This is a genomic window from Lysinibacillus sp. HST-98 (assembly GCF_016757845.1).
In the GTDB taxonomy this organism is placed as follows: domain Bacteria; phylum Bacillota; class Bacilli; order Bacillales_A; family Planococcaceae; genus Lysinibacillus; species Lysinibacillus capsici.
Genome location: NZ_JAENHX010000001.1, coordinates 1,006,968 through 1,031,430, shown reverse-complemented (window position 1 = coordinate 1,031,430; position 24,463 = coordinate 1,006,968). Strand labels below are relative to the sequence as shown.

Here is a 24,463-nt window from a genome sequence, read left to right as displayed (position 1 = left end):
TGGTTTTAATGAACATTTTGGTATTTATGGTATATAACAATTAGTTATATTGATAAATTGTTATAATACAAGATGATTGCTAGAGAAAAAAGAATCTGCTTACTTTTCTTTTATTAATGTGCATAGTAAAGCATCATAAAGCTATGCATAATAAGAAAAATAGCAGATTCTATATGAGTTTTTATTTTAATAACTATTTGTGCTCAACTATTTTATAGAATAATATTTCGTTGGTCGTCCAACTGTTCCATATTGTAGTTCAATGCTAACGGTTCCTTTAGTTGCTAAAAAATCTAGGTATTTTCGAACTGTGACCCTTGCCATTCCAACATTTTGGGCCAGCTGCTCGGAGGTTATAGCTACTCGATATGTTGTTAAATAATCTAATATTTGTTTCATCGTTAAATTGTTTAAGCCTTTAGGTAATTCATTTGACCCTTGTTGTATACCTAGCCAATTATCAATATCCTCTTGATTTAAGGCCGTGCAATTAGAAAATAACTTAGAGCTATTTTTATATTGCTGTAAAGCTTTTTCAAAACGTTCGAAACGGAAGGGCTTAATGAGATAATCGCTTGCACCAAATCGTAAAGCCTCTTGAACAGTCGGAGCATCCCGCGCAGCTGTTATCAGAATAATATCGGAGGGAATCCTTTCTGAACGGAGTTTTAAAAATAATTCCATACCAGTCATATCTGGTAAAAACATGTCTAGTAAAATTAAATCTGGTTTTTTCACTTTAATTTTTTCGTAAGCATCACGACCAGTGATCGATTCGCCTACAAGCTGAAAACCAACCATTTTATTTAAAAAACCTTTATTTATTTCAAGCACCATTGGATCATCTTCTACAATAAAAACTGAAAGTATGCTCATTGTTCTTCTATCATCCCTACCTCAATAGTAATATTTGTACCGATATTGACCGTTGATTCAACTTGTATATTTCCGTTATTAGATTCTACAATTTGTTTAACAAGTGCAAGGCCAATACCATGTCCTTCCTTTTGTTTGGTAGTAAAACCATATTCGAAAATTCGATGCGGTAAACCTATTATCCCCAAGCCACTATCCTGTACTTCTATATATAGATAATGCTTATCGCCAATTAACGTTAATCGTACATCTTTATACGTACACTCAAAGCATGCTTCCATCGCGTTATCCAGCAAATTCCCAATTATTGTTACCAAATCACCACTAGAAAAACCGCTCATAATATCGTCTAGTTTTGAATCATCATCAATGGTCAGTTCCACGCCGAGTTCTTTTGCTCGCGAGTACTTCCCAAGCAATAAACCTTGGATCGAGTAATCAAGTATTTTATCATGTAAAATTTGTATAATTTCCTCTTCATCCGTAATTTCATCAATAATAAGACTCAAAGCTTCATCATTACGATCTAGTTGAATTAATCCTGCAATACTATGTAAACGGTTCATATATTCATGCTGTTGAGCTCGTAAGGAATCCACAAGCATTTTAATCCCTGTTAATTCTTCAGCTAACATATTTGCCTCTTTACGATCCGTTAACATTATAAGGTATCCAGCATTTTGATCTAAAATTCGAATAGGGAATGTGCGTACTAAATACATCTGGTCATGTATAAGTAAAGGTCTATATATTTCATGCTGCTGTAAAATGTCATCCGCAAGCCATGTCCCATTAAATAATTCTTTGCGGGAAATTCTCTGTTCAAAGAAATGAGTATACTGCCTTGCGAGACGGTTAATAAATGATACATTACCGCTTTCGTCAGTTGCTAATATACCGATATCCATTGCCTGTATAATGCCAGATCGCTCTTCGACTAAGCGTGCGATTTCGTATGGTTCTAAGTTAAATGTTTGACGCTTTAGGTGATTAGCCACCCAGACTGAACCACCTAATCCAATAGCTAGTCCCCAAAAAAGAGAAATCAATATATCAAATTGATATTCATCTAGTAGGTTGTACCATTTTGGGGTGAGTAACCCAACTGTAATAACACCAACTTGTTGTGTACCTTCTTCATTCATTATAGGAACGAATGCACGGATGGAATAGCCAAGCACTCCCTGAGCTTTTGATATGTATTCATGCTGTGAAAAAGCTTCTATTTCGTCTCCACCCTCAAAAACTGTGCCGAGTTTGCTCTCGGAAGGGTGAGAATAACGGATTTTATTCATATCAATAATCACGATATAATCAACATCAGTTGTTAAACGAATTCTCTCCGCAATAGGTTGAATAACTTCAAATCCATTCGGCTTCCCAACATTATTTTGTACATCTGTCAGTTGTGAAACGGTTCTCGCGATAGCAATGGCTCGTGCTCCAAATTCTTTCTCAAATGCACCCGAAAGGTTATGGATCATGATAGCACCACTTGTTGCTATAGAAAAAAGGACAATAATAAACGAAAAAATAAACATTTTTAGACGTAAAGATATATTTTTCATAGACATATAAAAGAGCGATAGCTATTAGCTTTCTTTTATACATTCATCACCCCAATTCTACAAAATAAGCATGTTTACCTTAAAACATACTAAAAATTCTTAGTTTATACTAAATTACCATAAATAACAAATCTGTTGTAATACAAGATTTGTTGAAGAGTATTTTTTTTATTGTGTAGTATAACAAAACAAATGATAAATATGATTTATATTGTTGTAATGGCATACATATGCCAGAAAATTGGACTCTAATATATATATTTGAATAATAAAAAATTTTTCACTTTCAATAAATAATTTGAAATATACATTGATTGTATTGTAATTTTTTTAAATTAGAATAAAAATATGGAAATAAAAGACGGAAACCAGCTTTTTATTCATACATATAAAAGTAAAAATCTTGTAGAAAATAGTTTCAAATTTCTCTTCTGTTCTTAAAAATTCTAGCGTAATAAACTAAAGAAATAGTTCTTTCTTTAGATAGATAATAGAAATTAATATTCTAATTAAGATTTTATTCATAAACAGCATGTGAAAATATACACAAAAATAATTATTTGAGAATAATTAATATATAACGATAAAGTAGAGTAGAAAAATAATAAAATCTAGTATATGTAGATTTTTTAGTTTGTGAAACTTTATTTTTCTTAGAGGCTGTAAGGTTTGCTTGATTTTAATTTTTAAGAAAAGAATGAAAAACTTTTTGGAGAAATAATATTTTTTAGAAAAACATCTTGCATTTGAATAATTCTAAGTGGTAAATTGTTTTACATGGACGTTCATAGAATTTTCACAGGTAGCAAAAGAGGGGAGAAATGAGAATTTATGAATAAAAATAGATGGTTAATTGCATTATCTGCAATCGCTATTCACCTTTCAATCGGTGGAGCCTATGCATACAGTGTATACAAGCTACCGATTGTCACAGAAATGGGATGGAGTGAAACAAAGGTAACGATTGCCTTTACCATTATGATGGGATTAGCTGGGTTCTCAGCTGCATTATTTGGTAGTTTAGTAGAAAAAATGGGACCACGTAAATCGGCGATGGTAGCAGCTGTCTTATTTGGAGCAGGACAAGCTGGTGCTGGTGTAGCCATTTCAATGGATTCTGTTGTTATGTATTGGTTAACATATGGTGTTCTTAGTGGATTAGGAATGGGGATTGGCTATATTGCACCTGTATCAACACTTGTAAAATGGTTCCCAGACCGTCGTGGTCTAGCTACAGGTATGGCCGTACTTGGTTTTGGATCGGGTGCACTTATTACAGCACCAGTCGCAGCCAACTTAATGGAGGCAGTTGGCATTTCTACAACATACTTTATTCTAGGGGCAAGTTACTTCACGTTAATGATTTTAGGGGCATCATATATAGCACCACCTAAGCCAGGTTATATGCCTGCTAATATGAAAGCAGCTGCCAATAATGGTAAGGACGTAGTGAAGAAAGATTTAGCTGTTATGTCAGCACGAGAAGCTGTTAAAACAAAGCACTTCTGGATGCTTTGGTCAATGCATTTAGTTAATGTAACAGCAGGGATTATGATGATTTCTGTTGCTTCACCAATGGCACAGGAAATTGTCGGTCTATCAGTAGCAGGTGCTGCCGCAATGGTAGGAATTATGGGGTTATTTAATGGTGGTGGTCGTTTAATCTGGGCCGCTGTGTCTGATTATATCGGTCGTTCTAACGTTTTCGTTATTTTCTTTACTGCACAGCTAATCACATTTATCGTTTTACCACATACAACTAACGTAATTATTTTCCAAGCACTTATCTTCTTAGTTGTTAGTTGCTATGGTGGTGGGTTCTCAAATCTACCTGCATTTGCAAGTGATTTATTTGGCACAAAGCAACTTGGTGTGATTCATGGTTATTTATTAACAACGTGGTCATTGGGTGGAGTTTTTGGACCATTGTTAGTAAGTGCAATCAAAAATGCGTATGGAAGTTACATTCCTGTATTCTATGTATTCGCAGGTTTAATCGCAGCTTCGTTGATTATTTCCTTAACGTTACGTGCAGATGTACGTAAGCAAACAGCTTTAAAAGCAGCGCAAAATGTTGGAGATGTATCTGCTACACAATAATATGAACTTTCAATTTACTATATAGGTGTCATTTCGAGGATGGCACTTATATAGTTATTTTTTTGAATTACTTGTTATATAACAAGTACAATTTCTTTTTTTAATGTATAACAGCATGTGTCTGATGTCAATAACATTACTGGAAATAAAGTGATTTCGTTATTAAAAGAGAAATTTTGTAACGAAATACACAACGAGGAACAATCCGTTAAAAATTGAATCTTTTCTCAACGATCAACGTATATAAAGTAATTAGGGAGGGATCAATCATGGGGAAATTTTCTTTAGATGAATTTGTTCATAAAACACAGCAGGACGATAATGAGAATGATTATTTTGAATTGGAAACTGAACGCGTATTAGAGGTTAATCTAAACGGTGAAGTGTGGTCAAAAATGGGCGCTATGATTTCCTATACAGGTGATATTAAATTTGAACGTGAGCGCGTCTTGGAGCATGGTCTTGGCAAAATGTTTAAAAAGGCTTTAACGGGTGAAGGTACGCAATTGATGAAAGCTAGCGGAAAGGGCAGACTCTATTTAGCGGACCAAGGAAAGAAAGTAACTGTTTTTGATTTGAAAAACGACAGTATTTGTGTCAATGGCAATGATTTACTTGCCTTTGAGCCTAGCATCGAATGGGATATACGTTTGATGCGTAAAATGGCTGGCATCATGTCAGGTGGTTTATTTAATGTAACACTTCAAGGAACAGGGAAGGTTGCGATTACAACTCATTTTGAACCACTGACATTATTAGTGAAACCAGGTGAAACAGTATATACTGATCCACATGCTACTGTCGCATGGTCAGGCAACTTAACACCTGAATTTAAAACAGATATTAGCTTCCGTACATTTATCGGCCGAGGCAGTGGAGAATCCATCCAGATGGCGTTTTCTGGTGAAGGCTTTGTTATTATCCAACCATTTGAAGAAGTCTATATGACTAGTGAAAGCTAAAAAAGCGCGTCCGTTTTCTACGGACACGCTTTTTCTTCTATTATAATGCCGCATGCATTCCTGCAATACGTCCCGTTACGAGGGCTGAAGTGATGTTATAGCCGCCTGTATAGCCATGAATATCAAGAATTTCTCCACAAAAAAACAGTCCCTCTTTTTTCTTTGAGGCCATTGTTTTTGGCTCGATTTCTTTTACAGAGACACCACCACCTGTTACAAATGCCTTATCAAGTGACTGTGTGCCACTCACTTTCAACGTGAAGTTTACTAGTAAACGTGCTAGCTGACGAATTTTCTCTTGGGATAATTCAGCACCCGTCAATTGAACATCAATATGTGCTCGCTCACATAAGAACAAGAGCCATCGTTCAGGTGCTATGCCTTTCCAAACATTTTTCACAGCCTTTTTCGGATCTTCTTTTATTAATTTATTTAAATATTGTAGACATGTTTCTTCATTATAATGTACTAATGTTTGAATACGCATTGTCACGGGCTCATAGCCTGTTTTCATTAATTCTTTCACAACGAATTGACTACAACGCAAAATAGCAGGACCACTTAAACCAAAATGGGTAAAGAGCATATCCATTTGATGGGTGACGAGTGTCTTGCCTTTTTTATTTAGCACGGAGACAGCAACATCACGCAATGCTAGTCCTTGTAGCTCACGTGCTTGAATAAAATCTTCTTTTGAAATAACAGGGACTTCCGTTGGGAATAAGGTTGTGATTGTATGACCCGCACGTTCAGCCCAAGGATAGCCATCACCTGTTGAGCCTGTTTGTGGAACCGCCTTGCCACCAACGGCTACAACGACTGCTTGACTACGGACTTCGGTGCCGTCAGCAAGACGTACACCCAAAATTTTATCTTCATCCATTAGAAGCTTACTGACAGCTGTGTGTAAACGAACTTCAATATGAAGACGTTGTAGCTGTCTAATCAGCGCATCAACGACATCTTGTGCGCGATTGGATACAGGGAACATTCTACCGTGGTCCTCTTCCTTTAGGGCGACACCAAGCCCTTCAAAAAATGCAATTATATCTTCATTATTATAAACGGTAAATGGACTATAGAGAAAACGGCCATTACCGGGTATATGTTTCACAATTTCTTCAACAGGCAAACGATTTGTAACATTACAGCGTCCTCCGCCAGAAATGGCCAATTTCTTGCCTAGTTTTGTGCCTTTTTCTAACAATAACACCTTCTTTTTGCGCTCTCCAGCAGCAATTGCCGCCATTAAACCAGATGGGCCACCACCAATCACGATTACATCATACATAGTTAGAAACTCACTTTCTGTTCAAATTAGGAATCTTTCCTATTATACATGAAGTCTATATAGAGAGGGACTTTCTTTGACATTGAAAATAATAGAAAAGTGTTTTATAATTCTGTATCTCTTCTTTTGGGATGAAGAGCTTATACAGTAGAATGAAACACAATATTCTTTGTTATACAATTGGATGAATGAAAGTTTTCCTTTATTAGCATTGTCAGCATGAAATGAATGTCTTTTCGTGCTATTATGGTAAAGGTTATGCACTAAATTATGAGGTGAAAAATAGAATGTGCGGATTTATAGGTTATATTAATGGAACAAATGTGATTGATCATCATCAGACGATAGAAAATATGATGAATACAATTATTCACCGTGGACCAGATAGCGGTGGTATTCATAGTGACGATAAAGTGACGTTGGGTTTCCGTCGATTAAGTATTATTGACTTATCAGACGTAGCAAATCAACCATTATATAGTGCAGATGGCAATATTGTGCTTGTATTTAATGGAGAAATATTTAACTTCCAAGAGCTGCGTGCAGATCTTATTGAAAAAGGTCATACGTTTAAAACGCAGTCAGATAGTGAAGTCATTATTTATGGCTATGTAGAATATGGCGTAGATTTTGTGAAGAAACTGCGTGGGATGTTTGCCTTCTGTATTTGGGATAAAAAGAATGATTTACAATTCATTGCGCGCGATGGCTTTGGAATCAAACCATTGTATTACTCTGAGCATACAACTGACGGTACGTTTATCTTTGGTTCTGAGATTAAATCGTTTTTACCACACCCATCATTTATTAAAGAGTTAAATAAACAGGCACTTCGCCCTTATTTAACATTCCAGTATTCATCTATGGATGAAACATTCTTTAAAGGTGTCTTTAAATTACCACCAGCACACTATATGCTAATTCAAAATGGACAAAAGCAAATCGTGCAATATTGGGATAAAAAATTCCATGCAAAAGAAGCACCAATCGAAAAATATATTGAAGAAATTCGTTCGACTGTTAAAGAATCTGTAGAGGCTCATCAAATCAGTGATGTAAAAGTTGGTTCATTCTTATCGGGTGGTATTGACTCTAGTTATATTACGTCCTTATTACGCCCAGATAAATCCTTCTCAGTCGGGTTTGCGGACTATGAAGATATGTTCAATGAGACAAATCTTGCAAAAGAATTATCCGATACGTTGAATATTCAAAATGAACGTAGATACATTACAGCAGATGAGTGTTTTGAAGCGCTACCTAAAATTCAATGGCATATGGATGAACCACAATCCAATCCATCTTCAGTGCCACTTTACTTCCTTTCGGAGCTTGCTTCAAAGGATGTAACGGTTGTCCTATCAGGTGAAGGTGCTGATGAAATTTTTGGTGGGTATGCTTGGTATCAAAACTCAGGAAGAATGCAAAAATACGAAAAATTACCATTAGGTCTTCGAAAAACATTACGTGGGATGGCAGAAGCTCTACCGAAAAATCAATACACGAATTTCCTTATTAAAGGTGCTCAAACAGTAGAAGAGCGCTTTATTGGAGAAGCGGTAGTTTGGGATGAAGTAGATGCTATTAATGTTTTAAAGCCAGCTTATAAAAATGCCCCATCTGTAAAATCGATTACAAAACGAATTTATGATGAAGTGCCTGGCGATGATGATGTGACAAAAATGCAGTATCTAGATCTAAATCTTTGGATGCCTGGTGATATTTTATTGAAGGCAGATAAAATGAGTATGGCACACTCAATTGAATTACGTGTACCATTCTTAGATAAAGAAGTAATGGAGTTAGCGAAAAATATTCCTTCAAGATACCGTGTGAATGATATCGATACAAAATATGTTTTACGTCAAGCTGCACATCAGGAATTGCCAGAAGAATGGGCAAAGCGTCCGAAACTTGGATTCCCAGTGCCAATTCGTCACTGGTTACGTGAAGAAAAGTATTACAGTATGGTAAAAGAAATGTTTACAACTGACTTTGCAAATGAATTTTTTGATACAAAACAATTAGTTGGCTATCTAGATGAGCACTACGAAGGGAAAGCAAATCGTGGTCGTTATATTTGGACAGTTTATGTATTCCTAGTATGGTATAAAAAGTTCTTTGTGGACATGGTATAAGAAATACCTTAATCGGTGGGGATGTTCAATTCCTCACCGATTATTTTAAGGCCTTTTTTCTTCAAGTTTCTTTATGAATGAACTTTTTGGTGTTTTTATGCGTCTCATTTCCTATAAATGTGGTAAGATTACAATTGGTTTACTTAAATCATTTACAAGGTGACAGCGTTTGCATGTCGTGTATGAGTAAGGAAAATGTTTTATAAGAGCCTTTAAAGTGTTACGATAATAATATTGATTTTACAATGAATGGATGGGTATGATGTCCAATTTAATGAAAGGTACTGCGATATTAACAATGGGGATGTTTTTATCGAAGGTACTCGGATTAATTTATATTTTTCCGTTTTATGCAATTGTTGGCGAAAAGAACATTGCGCTTTATCAATATGCATATATTCCCTATTCAATTATGCTGGCAATCGCCATTTCAGGTGCGCCAATAGCCGTCTCTAAATTTGTATCCAAATATAATGCCATGGGGGATTATCAATCGGGTCGCAAGCTGATGAAATCTGGCATTCTTATTATGATGGTGACTGGCTTTGCAGCATTTATTGCTCTCTTTCTACTTGCTATGCCCATAGCAGGGCTAGTTATTAAGAGTGAGGAACAAGTCTTTACAGTTGAACAAATTGCTTCAGTAATACGATGGGTTAGTTTTGCCTTAATCGTAGTACCATTTATGAGTCTATGGCGTGGCTTCTTCCAAGGCTACGACAAAATGGAGCCTACTGCCGTTTCACAATTGGTGGAACAAATTGTGCGAATTGTTGTGTTACTTGGTGGATCATTCCTAGTGGTTATTGTGTTTAAAGGAAAACCAGAGACAGCCATCTCCTTTGCTGTGTTTGCAGCATTTATCGGGGCAATCGGTGGATTAGGTGTTCTTTATTATTACTGGAAAAAATATCAGCCTGAATTTAACTTATTACGTAGCCAAAGTGTGACTTCCACACAGTTACCAATGTCCAATATTTATAAAGAAGTGATTACCTATTCCATCCCAATGGTGTTTGTAGGGGTGGCCAATCCATTATTCCAATTAGTCGACATGCTTACGTTTAATGGAGCAATGACGTCCATTGGTTTAGCAGAAGTAACAGATACCTATTTATCGATGATTAACTTTATGACACATAAAGTTGTTATCATCCCTGTTATGCTAGCGACTGGATTTTCGATGGCGCTTGTACCAACAATTACAAAGTATTTTACACAGGGGGAGTATTTAGCGCTCCGCCATGCAATGGATAAGACCTATCAAATTTTAATCTTTATTACATTGCCAGCTGTGGTTGGTATTTCTTTATTAGCCAATGAAATTTATTTTATGCTTTATTCAGAAAGCGAAATGGGAGCAACGATTTTAGCGCATTATGCACCTGTTGCTATTTTATTTGCGTTATTTCAAGTCACAGCAGCACTACTTCAAGGAATTGATTTTCAAAAGTGGATTGTTTTCAGCTTATTATCTGGAATTTTCGTAAAGCTAGCATTAAATATTCCTTTAATTCGCTGGTTAGAGGCAGATGGTGCAATAGTAGCTACAGCTATTGGCTATAGTGTTTCGATTATCATTAATATGCTTGTGTTACGAAAAACGTTGAATTATCGATCAGAAATGGTTGTGCGTCGTGTCATGCTAATTGCTTTATTGACAATGGCGATGGCCATTAGCGTGCTGATGGTGCATAAATTATTGGAATTACTAATGGGACCAGTTGATAGTAAATTCTCAGCATTACTATTCTCAATTATTTGTGCGGGTGTTGGTGCGGCTGTTTATGGCTTTTTATCATTACGCCTAGGTTTAGCCCAAAAGCTATTAGGTGAACGATTAACCCGTATTATGAGTAAACTGGGATTGAAATAGGAGTGGAACGATGCGTTTAGATAAATTACTAGCAAATATGGGGTACGGTTCTCGTAAGGAAGTGAAGCAGTTATTAAAGCAAAAAGCTGTCACAGTAGATGGTGCTTATGTCAAGGATGCAGCTTTACATGTAGACCCAGAACAGCAAATTGTATCAGTGTTTGGAGAGCGCGTTGTTTATACAGAATTTGTTTATTTTATAATGAATAAACCGCCTGGTGTTATTTCTGCCACTGAGGATTTAAGAGATGAAACAGTCATTGATTTATTAGAGCCATTACACCAGCATTTTCAACCGTTTCCTGTTGGTCGATTAGATAAAGATACAGAAGGGTTGCTCTTATTAACAAACGATGGTCACTTAGCTCATAATTTATTGTCTCCAAAAAAGCATGTGCCAAAAGTTTATTACGCACAGATTGAAGGCGTTGTGACAGAAGAAGATGCCGAGAAATTTGCAAATGGTGTTGAACTAGATGATGGCTATGTTACAAAGCCTGGAAAGCTTGTGATTCTAAAGTCTGCACAGCAATCGGAAATAGAGCTAACGATTCAAGAAGGCAAGTTTCATCAGGTAAAGCGAATGTTTGAGGCTGTAGGAAAACGTGTAACATATTTAAAGCGTATTTCCATGGGAAGCCTGAAATTAGATGAAAATCTAGCGTTAGGTGAATATCGTGAGCTCACTGCTGAAGAGCTAAACGATCTACAAAACAATCATTAAACATATTATTCCTCGATGCCTCACATAGCATCGGGGATTTTTATATACAGTAATATGACTGTAACTGTATAATATGAAATGAGTTATTGTGATATAGTCATAGAATGTATCATATTTTGAAATGTTTCCCAAAAGACGATGGTATAAATAAGTAGAGGACAATTAAATGAAGAACCTGCGTATTAAATTATTACTATCTTTAATAGCATTTGCACTCATACTTGTTGCTGTTATTTCATATGTAAACCGACAAATACTGGTAACAGAGATAGAAAAGCAAGTGAGCATGAATAAAATATTAATTGAAAATCATATTTTGACAGATATGCAAACTGTCGATGATGCCCATTTTTATTTTGATAATACTATTTCAGACAAAATGGAACAGGAGCTTAGACAGTTAAAAAACTATTACCATGAAAACCCTAATGTAGCTACTTGGGATTTGCAGCAAATGAAAAAGAAACATGGTATGGATATTTACATAGTGGATCAATCCAATACAGTGGTTTACACGACTTTTGCCAGAGATATTGGCTTGGATTTCTCGCTTTGCTGTCAACGTTTTTCTGCTTTATTGGATGAGCGGCGCGCTAGTGGCGAATTTTTTACAGATGGCATTGATATTTCAACATCAACAGGAGAATATCGAGAATTTGGCTATCTGGCAACACATGATAAGAAATATTTGCTTGAGTTAGGTATAGACCTACTAAATGATCCTGTCTTCCAAACCTTTAATTTTGAGAAAACTGCACAGTACTTAATTAGTAAATATATTGATTTAGTGGATGTGCAAGCTATTAATGCAGGTGGCGTTTTCTTTAATGATTCGAGATCGAAGAGAATCACTGTACAGGAGCAATCTAAGAAATTTCAAGAATACTTCGAGCTAGCAAAGAAAACAATGGAGCCAGTTGAATATGAAAAGGCTTTAGACAATGGTTATATAGAAACACATCGTTTTCTGCCCTATGAAGCAGAGACAGTGAGAGGGGAGTCATCCAAAAGAATTGTCTATGTGAAATTTATCAATTTCACTAAAATGGAAGCTCTTCAAAAAAATACGAAACAATTTTGGATTTTACTGTCTATCGCCCTACTAACATCCTTTATTATGCTGTTAGTTATTAATAAAATTTTATCTAAAACAATACACCTAGCTACCTTCGATCCGTTAACAGGTGTTTATAACCGTGCTACATATATTAGAAAAATTGATAGTTTATTAAGAAAAAGAAAAATGAATGTGCCAGGTTTATTGTTAATTGATTTAGATAACTTTAAACAAGTAAACGATCAATTTGGTCATGTAGAAGGAGATCATATCCTCATTGAAACAGCGAAAATTTTAAAGCATGTTGTGAAACAAAGTGGCTTTGTCGTACGCTTCGGTGGGGATGAATTTGCCATTGTTTTATACGATACAACAGAGGAACAGATGCAGCACATGGCAGAGGACATTTTGACTCAAATAAGATCAGTTCGATATGATGGCCAAGCGAGCGAGAAATGGTCTGTGTTGTCTGTGAGCATGGGCGGAGCCATTTATAATCATGCTGAGGATACAGAAATGAGCTTATTTGAACGGGCCGATAAAGCGCTTTATCAATCCAAAAATGCTGGTAAGGATCAATATTCTAGTTATGCAGAGGTCGCTGCTGACGAGGGTTATAATAGTTAAAAAAACGCCCCATTCTATCGATAGCATAATTAGCTATTTTGATAGCAATGGGGCGTTTATTAATGAGCTGCTATTTTTGTTCTATAAAAGATACAACTACATAAAACAAGAACAGCGATGACAGGAAACATAGCGTTCATATAATGAGTCAAGAGCCAACCGCCTATTATTGGGCCAATAAAGCCACCTAAATTTTTAAATTGTGCAGCCCCTAAATAGGTTGCCTTTTGAGTATCTGGTGCAATTTCGTCAATCATGACATTCATTGTAGGGAAGGCAAAGATTTCACCTATGGTAAAAATAATCATGGCAATGATATAGAGCGTATAATTATTGGAGAATCCAAACATACATAATCCAATAGCAAAGAACAGTACACCTACTAATAATGTGGCTGTAGATGAAAAGCGCTCTGATACTATACTAATAGGTAATTGTAGTAATAACACAACTGCTGCATTGAGAGAGATTAATAACGAATAAAGTTTCGCACCTTCATCAATCTTTAATTCGATAATTTGAGGTAGCGTTGAGTCAAATTGCGAGTACCCAATATTGATTAAAATGGCTCCCAATATGAAGCTAAGCAGCACACGATTTGTCAAAAGAATCGTGAATGTACTGAGGATTTTTGTTTGTGTAACAGCTTTGGGTTGCTGCATTTGATAGCGATTTAACACAAAAAATAAAAACACTGCGTAAATAATATACATCATCCCTGTCAGCATAAAAGGGATACTTGGACTGGATAGCTGTGAGATATACACGCCAATAATAGGACCAATAACCGCTGCAATATTTATGGCCGTATAACGTAAGGAAAATAGTCTTTTTCGTTTATCGGCAGGTGTAAAATCAATCATCAATGCCTGTGTGGAAGGTTCGAAAAATGATCGACAAAGTCCATTTAAAGCATTGAATAGAATAAAAAGCCAAACAGCATGAACCGTTGCGAAGCCAAAGAACACAAGACTCCAAACGATAATTGTTAATAGAATAACGCTTTTTCTACCAAAGCGATCTGTTAAATAACCACCGAAAAATCCACCTACTGTGGAAATGAGTGGCGCGATACCAATTGTCAATCCAATTTGTAAGGGAGAGGCTTGAATTTCATTATGTAAATAAATAGCTAAAAAAGGCATTGCCATAAAGCTTGCAATACGTGTGAAAATTGTCCCACCTAAAATAATCCAAACTAATGGATGAAACAACTTTGACAAAGTCATATAAAATCCTCCTCTCAACATTTAGAATGTTTCGAGTTTAACGGATTGTTAAGCAACTGTAAATAGTTAAAATAATCTTGAAAGAGAACAGAGCAGCTAATGGCGTGCAGATTATGCTGCTATGCTAAAATGTGAAGCTCAGATTGAAGGGTAAAGGAGCGATGTAAATAATCCCTTTATAAATCATCAATTTACATAAAACGATGATTGACAAAGAGGTGAAAATAATTACCTTATACAGAAAGCAAGACGGAGAAGTCAGTAAGCAAAGTGGGCAAAACATCTAATAATCTTCTAACGACAAAAAAAAATGACCCCGACGAAAGGCCATTCTTTTTCCATACATAATGCTTTACGTACAAAACGTAAAACTAAGACGTTAATTTTACTTTTTTCTTCGTCGTTGTCCATCTGCCTCGACTTGGACTCGTCACCAAATCGTTAAAGGCTAACACGTTCAAATCTCTTTGAACGGTGCGAGGAGTGATACTAAACTCTTCGACTAAATCCTGTGTAGACACGGTTCCTTTGTCTAAAATAAACATGTACACGTCTTTAATACGATTAAGCATTCGATCAGTAGTTGGTTTCATTAAATGAACCACTCCTTCATCTTAATTCTCTTGGCAAAGACTAGCGGACGACAATATGTGCGGAGTGCACTTAGGCTAATAAGTAGCTGCCTTAGACATCCCCTTTTCTAATTTTATAGTCAGAACAATTATTCTGATAACTTTATTATATAGAAAAACTACTTAATTTTCTAGTGAATGCAAGAGAAATTTACAATTAATATATAAAATTTATACTGTATTTTGTGGGAATACGTGAAAAACGTGCTATATATGGTAGTGACAGTAGAAGTTACTGAAAATAGTTGTCAGAAAGCTGATTGTCATATATGTTGTAAGGTGTAGAATAATGTTAATACTTTGAAGGAGGTACATGGTATGGATTGGTTACAAGCTGCAAAAGAAAGGCAAGACGAATTAATACAAGAGTTACAGGAGCTTGTGCAAATAAATAGTGTGCTCGATGAGGATACAATAACTACTGAAGTACCTTTTGGAGATGGTCCACTTCAAGCGCTTGAATGGTTACTAGCAAAAGGTCAAAAAGAAGGCCTGCTCACGAAAAATGTTAATAATTATGCTGGACATATTGAAATGGGAACTGGTGAAGATTTACTTGGTATTTTATGTCATGTTGATGTTGTTCCAATTGGAGAAGAAGCAGATTGGACTTACCCTCCTTTCAGCGGCACAGTAGCTGATGGTAAATTATTTGCACGTGGTGCGATTGACGATAAAGGGCCTACGATTGCGGCATGGATGGCCATGAAACTTGTGAAAGATGCAGGTATTCCGTTAGAAAAAAGAGTACGAATGATTATTGGTACAGACGAAGAAACAGGATTCCGCTGTGTCGACCACTATTTTAAACAGGAGGAAATGCCGACAATTGGTTTTGCACCAGATGCGGATTTCCCGCTCATCAATGCAGAAAAAGGCATTGCAGAGCTTGTGTTCTCTCAAAATAAAGTGGGTGATGCAACGAAAGAACAACTACTACTATTTAATGCAGGAAAGCGCTCAAATATGGTACCTGATTTTGCAAAAGCAATGATTCAGCATGTAACAGCATCATTCGAACAGAATTTTCAAACATTTTTAAGCAAAAATCAGCTAGAAGGCTCTTTATTAATGGAGGAGTCTCGCTATATAATAACTATCAAAGGTAAAGCAGCCCATGCAATGGAACCAGATAAAGGTATCAATGCAGCTGTTTATCTTGCAGCATTTTTACAACAAGAGTTGACGACAGAAGCAAGTAAACAATTTGTCGACTTTATTGCAGATGTTTTTTATCAGGATCATTATGGTAGTCAGCTCGATCTGCAGTTTGAGGATACAATGTCAGGACCAACAACATTAAATCCAGGGATCGTAAGCTATGATGTCCATAAAGGTGGCAGTTTAGTAATTAGTATGCGCTATTCAGTTTCCTATCCGTTCGATGAAAAAATAACAGCAGCACAACGCTTAACGGTAGAAAAAGGGTTTTCTCTAGACATACAAGATGACTCCAAGCCACATTATGTCAGCGAAGATGATCCATTCATCCAGACATTAGCAGCTATTTATAGACGTCAAACGGGAGATACAGAAACACCTTTATTATCAACTGGTGGTGGGACGTATGCACGTGTGATGAAAAAAGGCGTGGCATTTGGCATGTTGTTCCCAGGGGAGCCAGATGTAGCGCATCGAGCGGATGAGTTTGTTGTCGTTGAAAACCTCGTAAAAGCAGCGGCAATTTATGCTGAAGCAATTGTTGAACTTGCAGGAAAAAAATAACTCAAAGACGAAAAGGATGAACAAAACATGGCATATTCATTATGGAATGATCAAATTGTTGAAGAAGGATCCATTGCAGTATCACCAGAAGATCGAGGCTATCAATTTGGTGACGGCATTTATGAAGTAATCAAAGTGTATAACGGAAATATGTTTACAGCACAAGAGCATATTGATCGTTTCTATGCAAGCGCCGAAAAAATTCGTCTTGTTATTCCTTATACAAAAGACGTTTTACACAAATTATTACATGAGCTGATTGAAAAAAATAATCTTGGTACAGGGCATGTTTATTTCCAAATTACACGTGGTGCCAATTCACGTAATCACGTTTTCCCAGATGCAAGTGTCCCAGCTGTATTAACAGGTAATGTGAAAGCTGGTGAACGTGCATATGAAAACTTTGAGAAAGGGGTTAAGGCTACGTTTGTAGAGGATATTCGTTGGTTGCGTTGTGATATCAAATCTTTAAATTTACTTGGTGCAGTATTAGCAAAACAAGAGGCAGCTGAAAAGGGCTGCTACGAAGCAATTTTACATCGCGGGGATATCGTAACAGAATGTTCATCAGCAAATGTTTATGGGATTAAAGACGGTAAGCTTTATACACACCCAGCTAATAACTTCATTTTAAACGGTATTACTCGTCAGGTCATTTTAAAATGTGCAGAGGAAATTAGTTTACCTGTCGTTGAAGAACCAATGACAAAAGCTGATTTATTAACAATGGATGAAATCATTGTATCCTCTGTATCTTCAGAAGTTACTCCTGTTATTGATGTGGATGGCAACCAAATCGGTACTGGAGTGCCAGGTGAATGGACGCGTAAATTGCAACAAGCTTTTGAGGCGAAATTACCAATTTCTTTGAATACAAAATAAAAGAACCGTTTAAGAGAACTATCGATAAGGGTAGTTCTCTTTTTTATGGATGTAATGTTTGGTATCGTCATGTAAAATAAAAAGGATAGTAATGAATAATTTTACAGATTGAAATTTGTAGAATAATTGTCGATGTATTGAATACAATGCCTCTTTTTTCTACCAAAGCAATCTAGATAAAAAGAGAACTATAGATATGGTGAGTAAGAATGGAGTGACCTTTACATGGCACAATTAGTGAAATTACAAGATTACATTTCACGCTATCAAATTGATTTAGCGAGATACCCAACACAATTTGTGCGCCTGAAGAAAAACCAATGGGAGCGCATTAAGCGACAGTGGGAATTAGGAGAAGATATTAGCGAGTGGCAACATGTCGACAATGAGGCTGAAGGGGAGGCTTACGAGGAAAAAGAACGTTTTTCCTTCATAAAAAAATGGTTTGCTGGACGTCAAAAGGAAACAACAGAGGATGTGGAAGAAGTAGAAATATCAAATGAGCTTGTTAGCGATGAGGATATCATTCCTGAAGAAGAAACGACGCTCACATTTGAACCTAAAATTGTGTATGCACCACAATCCATCCATGAGTTGAAACGAATGTTTATTGATCAGTTCTTTCATTTTCAAATGAAATGGGCCAGTTCAACATTACGGGAAAAATCATATGTAGATCCTCGCTTCATGCGTGACTCATTGCTCCGTATGCTATTGCAAACATTGCCAGATAATTATCTATTGTTTTATTATCCAATACTACAAATTAGAAAAGCACCTATAGAGCTAGAAGTAGTGTTAATGTCGCCGACAGAGTGTATTTGTATTACGGTCTTAGAGGCTGAAAATCAAGCTGTATATGTAGGTGGCAGTGATCGCTTCTGGATTAAAAAAGTAGGGACTAAGGATTCTAAAGTCCTGAATCCAACAATTAACTTAGGGCGGATGGAATCGGTACTGTCGCAATTATTTAAACAAGAGGATATTGATATGCCCATCCGTAAGGTTGTGCTATCTCGTAATGGGTATTTTGATTATCCTGGTTCACCATTTGGGGTTCGCTTTGTTGATCGTCGAAATTACCATGAATGGATAGAGCATTTAAGAAAAGTTTCCTCTCCTATGAAGCATATGCAAATCCGAGCTGCGCAGACAATTTTAAATACGGTCCAAACCACCTCCTTTAACCGAGATATATGGCAGCAAGCATCTCAGCCAACAGAGGACTGATCTATGAACGTTCTATTTATTGTCAATGAGGCTGCTGGGAATGGGAAAGGAAAAAAAGTTTGGCTCCAACTTCGAGAGCAACTAACGATTTCCTATCAAGTGGCTTTTACTGAATATGCAGGACATGGACAGAAAATCGCTCAACAATGGGCACACCAGCAACAAGAGAAAAAATTGCTTGTCGTTGTTGGCGGTGATGGCACTATTCATGAAGTGGTTAGTGGTGTTATACATAATAAATACATCATAATTGGTGTAGTTCGTGCTGGCTCTGGTAATGACTTTGCACGTTATTTTCACTCCTTTTCCAATGCCCAGCAAATCGAGGATTATGTAAAGACTACCTTGGCTAATGTAAAAATGGATGCAGGGATCGTTCAGATTGGTAATCAACAAACAGAAATATTTGTTAATAATGCTGGCCTAGGCTTCGATGCCTTTGTGACAAAATCAATTAACACTTCTCGTCTTAAGTTTTATCTCAATAAGATTGGACTAGGGAAACTTTCGTATGCTGTCGCTGTAATTAGAGGGTTATTTCGCTTTGAACGCTTTGACATAACGATACGTTCAGGGGAACAGGAATGGCAATTTCAGCAGACGTGGTTTGTGGCGATGAGTAATCAACCTTATTTTGGAGGCGGCATGAAAATATCACCTGCCGCAAAAGCAGATGATGGGCAAGTGGATATCACGATTGTACATGATATTTCTCGTATCAAATTATTACTTGTATTTGTCACGGTGTTTTTTGAAAAGCATACAAAATTTAAGGAAGTTACTTTTTTACAGGGGCAAGTCTTTGATCTTATCGTAGCAGATAAGGTTGACTGCCATACGGATGGGAATTATATTGGCATTGTCAATCAAGAGACCAATATCCATTGTACAATACAACAAAATGCTTGGCAGGTTATTGTTAACGATTCATAAAACTATCATGGTGCAATAATTTCATGCGAATTATAAGGGAATACGTTATACTATAAAAAAATCAATAATTTCACAAGAAAGAAATGAGGAACAACATTGAGATTAAGAAATAAGCCTTGGGCAGAGGAAATGATTACAGATCACCCAGAGGTGATTATTCCAAATCCTGAAGACTTTAAAGGAAATTGGCAGGCTGTTTTCGGCAATGATAACCCTATCCATATTGAAGTAGGGTCTGGAAAAGGACAATTTGTGACCGGTATGGCTTTGCAAAATCCAACAATCAATTATATTGGCATTGAACTTTACGATAGTGTGATTGTTTGTGCACTAGAAAAAGTGCTAGAGGCAAAATCTCCAGCGAATTTACGTTTACTAAAAGTAAATGGCGCAGATTTATATAAATTCTTTGACAAAAACGATGTATCACGTGTATACCTGAATTTCTCAGATCCTTGGCCAAAAACAAGACATGCAAAAAGACGTTTAACGCACGGGGATTTTTTGAAATTATATGAGTCGATTTTAGTGGATAATGGGGAAGTCCATTTTAAAACGGATAACCGAGGTCTTTTCGAGTATTCTTTAATCAGTATGTCTGAATATGGGATGTTATTAAAGTATGTATCTCTCGACCTGCATGCAAATATGCCAGAGGATAATGTGATGACGGAATATGAAGAGAAGTTTTCTGCGAAGGGGCAGCCGATTTATCGCTTAGAATCGCAATTTATCACTAAATTGTAGGGGGAATATGGATGGATCAATTACAGTTTCACAATATGTCATTATCATGGCTAAACGGGGGTGTTACGTGCCTAGATGGTGGTGCGATGTTTGGTGTTGTACCAAAGCCTCTTTGGTCCCGCAAATATCCAGTCAATGAAAAAAATCAAATTGAATTGCCAACAGAACCTATCCTTATTCAATTTGGGGGCAAAAACTACCTTATTGATACGGGTGTTGGCTTTAACAAATTAAATGAAAAGCAGCTACGAAACTTTGGTGTAACAGAAGAATCTTCGTTAACAGCTAGTTTACAAGAGTTAGGATTAACGACAGCAGATATTGATGCAGTGTTAATGACGCATTTACATTTTGATCATGCTGGTGGATTAACGCAGTGGGAAGGGGATGTACTTGTACCAACTTTCCCAAATGCCAAGATTTTTGTAACGAAAATTGAATGGGATGAAATGCGTAACCCCAATATCCGTTCAAAAAATACTTATTGGAAAGAAAATTGGGAGCCAGTTCAACATTTAGTTGAAACCTACGAAGAGTCATTGGAAGTAGTACCTGGAATCGAAATGATTCATACTGGTGGTCATAGTGAGGGACATGCTGTCATTAAGCTAACACAAAATGATGAAGTGTTATTGCATATGGCAGATATTATGCCGACTCATGCTCATCAAAATCCATTATGGGTATTAGCCTATGACGATTATCCAATGACAAGTGTATTTGCAAAGGAGCGACTGATGAAGGAAGCCCTTGCAAATAACTATGGCTTTATTTTCTATCACGATGCTTATTACCGTATGATTAGATGGGATGAGTCAGGTAAAGAGATTGTGGATAAATTAGAGCGTAGTAGACAAGCTGTTATTACATTTTAATAGAGCAAGCAAAGGCGAGGTATTTTGGCATATAAAATGTCAATACCTCGCGTTTTTGTTCGTGAACAGGATAGAAAATATGATACACTTAACACGATACTAAAATACAAAAGAGAGTTGAAATAAACATGGCAACTGAACAACCATTTTTACCCGTTTTACTTGGATCAGATATGAATGCATATGGTATGGCACGTGCGTTTTATGAAGCATATGGTATTAAACCACTTGTCTTAGGACGTTCTCATTTAACAGCAACACAAGATAGCCATATCCTAGAATTTCAAGAAATAGACCGTTTAAATGAACAAGATGTTTTTGCACCTGCACTTGCAGAAGTTGCAAAAAAATATGCTGATAAAAAACTGTTGCTTTTAGCATGTGGGGACGATTATGCCAAGCTGATCATCAAAAATAAACCAGCGTTACAAGAGCATTTTACCGTACCTTATATCGATGAATCGTTGATGGATGAAATTTTATTGAAAGAAAATTTCTATAAAATGTGTGATCAATATAATTTTAAATATCCAGGTACAACAACGGTGACAGCGGACAACTATGAAAACTTTACACCTCCATTTGCTTACCCTATTATTTTAAAGGCTTCAAACTCTGTAGAGTACTGGGCTTGTAAATTCCCTGGGAAGAAAAAAGTATTTGTTGCACATGATGAAGCGGAAAAAGCGGCTATATTAAAAGCTATTTATAGCTCTACTTATCAGGATACAATGATTATTCAAGAATTTATTCCTGGGGACGATTCCTATATGCGTGTGTTAAATGCCTATGTAGGGAAGGATGGAAAAGTGAAGCTGATGTGTCTAGGTAACCCTATTCTAGAAGAACATTCTCCTGAGGGAATTGGAAGTTATGCAGCCATCGTGACAACCTATGATAAAGAATTAATGGATCAAGTACGTTACTTCCTAGAAGACATTGGCTATACAGGTTTTGCGAATTTTGATATGAAATATGATATTCGAGACAAGCAATATAAACTTTTTGAAATCAATTTACGTAATGGTCGTTCTAGCTATTATGTAACAGCAAGTGGGCATAATTTAATGAAGTATGTTGCGGATGACCATATGTTAAATATCGAGCAAGAAGTCACATATGTGCAGGATAAGCATTTATGGATGATTATTCCTAAAGGTGTATTATTCAAATATGCATCGAATGAAAAGCTCAAACTAGAAGCAAAAAAATTAATTAGTGAGGGTAAATACACAAATTCTCTTTACTTTAACGAGGATATGAATGCGAAGCGTTGGGTGAAACTAACACTCAATAATTTAAATTATTATCGTAAGTATAAAAAGTACTTTAATAATAAAGGATTATCCGAATAACATAGAGAAGCCATCTCCATTTTATGAGATGGCTTCTATTGTATATACATAATTAAACTTCTGTTAGTTCCACGACAACACCAGAGCGTGCATCGGCAGCAAATTCGAATGTCTGCATCTCACCTTCATGCATACGCGAGATCCCCCCACGATATACTGGGATGGTAATAATACCGTTTGTGAAATCTTCAGTTTTCATAAAAATCCAAGAACCATCAATCGGTGAATCCTTTTTAAATTCTCTTTTTATGTTTTCAAGTACTTGTCCTGCAGGTACGAACGGAGAAACTTTTTCACTAGCTTCTTTAATAATGACTGCGGCAGCTAAGCCAGTTGCGACACCAATTAAAAAATCACGTAATTTCATACTTTTTTCCTCCTTTTTCTATACCTTTATTTTAGCATAGCCTATAGAGTGAATGCACGTTCACAATTAGCGGATTTAGGAAATGTATCAATATTTCGAATTCGGAAATAATTGTGTTACAATAGGCAAGGAAGAATATTCTACTTCGTGGGGAGAGAGTCATCATGAATGAGGAAACATTACAATTATTTAAAACATTAACAGAATTACCAGGCGCTCCGGGTAATGAACACGCAGTACGTGCGTTCATGCGTTCTGAGTTAGAAAAGTACTCGGATGAAATCGTTCAAGATAATTTAGGGGGTATTTTTGGTGTTAAGCACAGCGATGTTACGGATGCACCGAAAATATTAGTTGCTGGTCATATGGATGAGGTTGCATTTATGGTTACTTCTATCACAGATAATGGAATGATCCGCTTTCAAACATTGGGCGGCTGGTGGAACCAGGTTATGCTTGCACAGCGTGTAGAAGTATATACGAAAAATGGGGCAATTCCTGGTGTAGTTTCATCCATCCCACCACATTTATTAACAGATGCAGAACGAGCGAAGCCAATGGATATAAAAAATATGCTTATCGATGTTGGTGCTGATAATAAAGAAGATGCTATGTCTATGGGTGTTCGTCCTGGACAATCCATTATACCAATTTGTCCATTCACACCAATGGCAAATCCGAAGAAAATTATGGCTAAAGCTTGGGATAACCGCTACGGCTGTGGTCTAGCTATTGAATTAATGAAAGAAGTACAGCACGAAAAATTAGGTTCACATTTATACTCAGGTGCAAATGTAATGGAGGAAGTTGGCTTGCGTGGTGCACAAGTATCAGCAAACATGATTAAACCAGATTTATTCTTTGCACTAGATGCTTCTCCTGCCAATGATATGTCAGGTGAAAAAAGTCAATTTGGACAGCTCGGCAAAGGTACTTTACTTCGTATTTTAGATCGTACAATGGTAACACATCGTGGAATGCGTGAATTTATTTTAGATACGGCCGAATCCAATCATATCCCTTATCAGTACTTTGTCTCTCAAGGTGGAACAGATGCTGGTCGAGTGCATACGGCAAACGATGGCGTTCCAAGTGCAGTCATTGGTGTATGCTCACGTTATATTCATACATCAGCGTCAATTATACACATTGATGATTATGCAGCTGCCAAAGCATTAATTGTTGAATTAGTGAAAAAAGCAGATCGTTCGACATTAGAGACAATTCACGCTAATGTATAAGAAGTTAGGAAGATGCCTTTTAGAGGCA

At 36.5% G+C, this 24,463-nt stretch carries 20 protein-coding genes; 14 read left to right on the top strand and 6 right to left on the bottom strand.

Annotated features, from left to right (window positions below; all coding sequences use genetic code 11):
* Positions 1–207 precede the first annotated feature (207 nt).
* Positions 208–876 carry a response regulator gene (locus JIN86_RS05115; protein WP_004226048.1) on the bottom strand — a complete coding sequence of 223 codons (669 nt, stop codon included), beginning with the start codon at positions 874–876 and terminating at the stop codon, positions 208–210.
* Entirely contained in the window at positions 873–2,360 is a 1,488-nt protein-coding gene (locus JIN86_RS05110; protein WP_202341369.1) for an ATP-binding protein, read from the bottom strand. Before JIN86_RS05110 ends, JIN86_RS05115 begins: the two co-directional genes overlap by 4 nt.
* A 915-nt stretch (positions 2,361–3,275) precedes the next feature.
* On the opposite strand from JIN86_RS05110, the gene JIN86_RS05105 reads away from it, so the two are divergent.
* Positions 3,276–4,544 carry an L-lactate MFS transporter gene (locus JIN86_RS05105; RefSeq protein WP_004226054.1) on the top strand — a complete coding sequence of 423 codons (1,269 nt, stop codon included), beginning with the start codon at positions 3,276–3,278 and terminating at the stop codon, positions 4,542–4,544.
* Between the two features lie 269 nt (positions 4,545–4,813).
* Positions 4,814–5,506, top strand: coding sequence for an AIM24 family protein (locus JIN86_RS05100; protein WP_004226055.1), 693 nt, complete (start codon positions 4,814–4,816; stop codon positions 5,504–5,506).
* Positions 5,507–5,546: 40 nt separating this feature from the next.
* Here JIN86_RS05100 and JIN86_RS05095 read toward each other — a convergent pair whose 3' ends face one another.
* Positions 5,547–6,797: a BaiN/RdsA family NAD(P)/FAD-dependent oxidoreductase gene (locus JIN86_RS05095; RefSeq protein WP_004226057.1), complete on the bottom strand. Its 1,251-nt coding sequence runs from the start codon at positions 6,795–6,797 to the stop codon at positions 5,547–5,549.
* Between the two features lie 287 nt (positions 6,798–7,084).
* On the opposite strand from JIN86_RS05095, the gene asnB reads away from it, so the two are divergent.
* The 4 genes from asnB (at position 7,085) to JIN86_RS05075 (ending at position 13,219) form a co-directional block, all read left to right on the top strand.
* On the top strand, positions 7,085–8,935 hold the full coding sequence (gene asnB, locus JIN86_RS05090; RefSeq protein WP_004226058.1) for an asparagine synthase (glutamine-hydrolyzing): 1,851 nt from the start codon (positions 7,085–7,087) through the stop codon (positions 8,933–8,935).
* Positions 8,936–9,197: 262 nt separating this feature from the next.
* Positions 9,198–10,811, top strand: coding sequence for a putative polysaccharide biosynthesis protein (locus tag JIN86_RS05085; RefSeq protein ID WP_004226060.1), 1,614 nt, complete (start codon positions 9,198–9,200; stop codon positions 10,809–10,811).
* Between the two features lie 10 nt (positions 10,812–10,821).
* Positions 10,822–11,535 carry a pseudouridine synthase gene (locus JIN86_RS05080; protein ID WP_202341368.1) on the top strand — a complete coding sequence of 238 codons (714 nt, stop codon included), beginning with the start codon at positions 10,822–10,824 and terminating at the stop codon, positions 11,533–11,535.
* A 166-nt stretch (positions 11,536–11,701) separates the two neighbouring features.
* Complete coding sequence (locus JIN86_RS05075; protein ID WP_004226064.1) at positions 11,702–13,219, top strand: GGDEF domain-containing protein; 1,518 nt, start codon at positions 11,702–11,704, stop codon at positions 13,217–13,219.
* Between the two features lie 59 nt (positions 13,220–13,278).
* Here JIN86_RS05075 and JIN86_RS05070 read toward each other — a convergent pair whose 3' ends face one another.
* Entirely contained in the window at positions 13,279–14,448 is a 1,170-nt protein-coding gene (locus JIN86_RS05070) for an MDR family MFS transporter (RefSeq protein ID WP_004226066.1), read from the bottom strand.
* A gap of 371 nt (positions 14,449–14,819) precedes the next feature.
* Positions 14,820–15,041 carry a DeoR family transcriptional regulator gene (locus tag JIN86_RS05065; RefSeq protein WP_004226074.1) on the bottom strand — a complete coding sequence of 74 codons (222 nt, stop codon included), beginning with the start codon at positions 15,039–15,041 and terminating at the stop codon, positions 14,820–14,822.
* 357 nt (positions 15,042–15,398) lie between these two features.
* Between JIN86_RS05065 and pepV the strand changes: the two genes are divergently transcribed.
* From pepV to JIN86_RS05030, 7 genes are all read left to right on the top strand, one after another.
* Entirely contained in the window at positions 15,399–16,805 is a 1,407-nt protein-coding gene (gene pepV, locus JIN86_RS05060) for a dipeptidase PepV (RefSeq protein ID WP_004226076.1), read from the top strand.
* Positions 16,806–16,832: 27 nt separating this feature from the next.
* Positions 16,833–17,687 carry a D-amino-acid transaminase gene (dat, locus tag JIN86_RS05055; RefSeq protein ID WP_004226078.1) on the top strand — a complete coding sequence of 285 codons (855 nt, stop codon included), beginning with the start codon at positions 16,833–16,835 and terminating at the stop codon, positions 17,685–17,687.
* 225 nt (positions 17,688–17,912) lie between these two features.
* On the top strand, positions 17,913–18,917 hold the full coding sequence (locus tag JIN86_RS05050; protein WP_202341367.1) for an NERD domain-containing protein: 1,005 nt from the start codon (positions 17,913–17,915) through the stop codon (positions 18,915–18,917).
* 3 nt (positions 18,918–18,920) lie between these two features.
* On the top strand, positions 18,921–19,850 hold the full coding sequence (locus tag JIN86_RS05045; protein ID WP_004226082.1) for a diacylglycerol/lipid kinase family protein: 930 nt from the start codon (positions 18,921–18,923) through the stop codon (positions 19,848–19,850).
* Between the two features lie 96 nt (positions 19,851–19,946).
* A complete protein-coding gene (trmB, locus tag JIN86_RS05040; protein ID WP_016991781.1) occupies positions 19,947–20,597 on the top strand; it encodes a tRNA (guanosine(46)-N7)-methyltransferase TrmB in 651 nt (216 codons plus the stop codon).
* Positions 20,598–20,608: 11 nt separating this feature from the next.
* On the top strand, positions 20,609–21,472 hold the full coding sequence (locus JIN86_RS05035) for a YtnP family quorum-quenching lactonase (RefSeq protein ID WP_004226085.1): 864 nt from the start codon (positions 20,609–20,611) through the stop codon (positions 21,470–21,472).
* A 128-nt stretch (positions 21,473–21,600) separates the two neighbouring features.
* The gene (locus JIN86_RS05030) at positions 21,601–22,827 is read left to right on the top strand and encodes a carboxylate--amine ligase (RefSeq protein WP_004226087.1); all 1,227 of its coding nucleotides are present in this window, start codon (positions 21,601–21,603) and stop codon (positions 22,825–22,827) included.
* Positions 22,828–22,879: 52 nt separating this feature from the next.
* On the opposite strand, the gene JIN86_RS05025 is transcribed toward JIN86_RS05030, so the two are convergent.
* Positions 22,880–23,194 (bottom strand): hypothetical protein, encoded by a 315-nt coding sequence (locus tag JIN86_RS05025; protein ID WP_004226089.1) that lies wholly within the window; start codon positions 23,192–23,194, stop codon positions 22,880–22,882.
* Between the two features lie 164 nt (positions 23,195–23,358).
* Between JIN86_RS05025 and JIN86_RS05020 the strand changes: the two genes are divergently transcribed.
* Positions 23,359–24,435 (top strand): M42 family metallopeptidase, encoded by a 1,077-nt coding sequence (locus tag JIN86_RS05020; RefSeq protein WP_004226091.1) that lies wholly within the window; start codon positions 23,359–23,361, stop codon positions 24,433–24,435.
* Positions 24,436–24,463 lie beyond the last annotated feature (28 nt).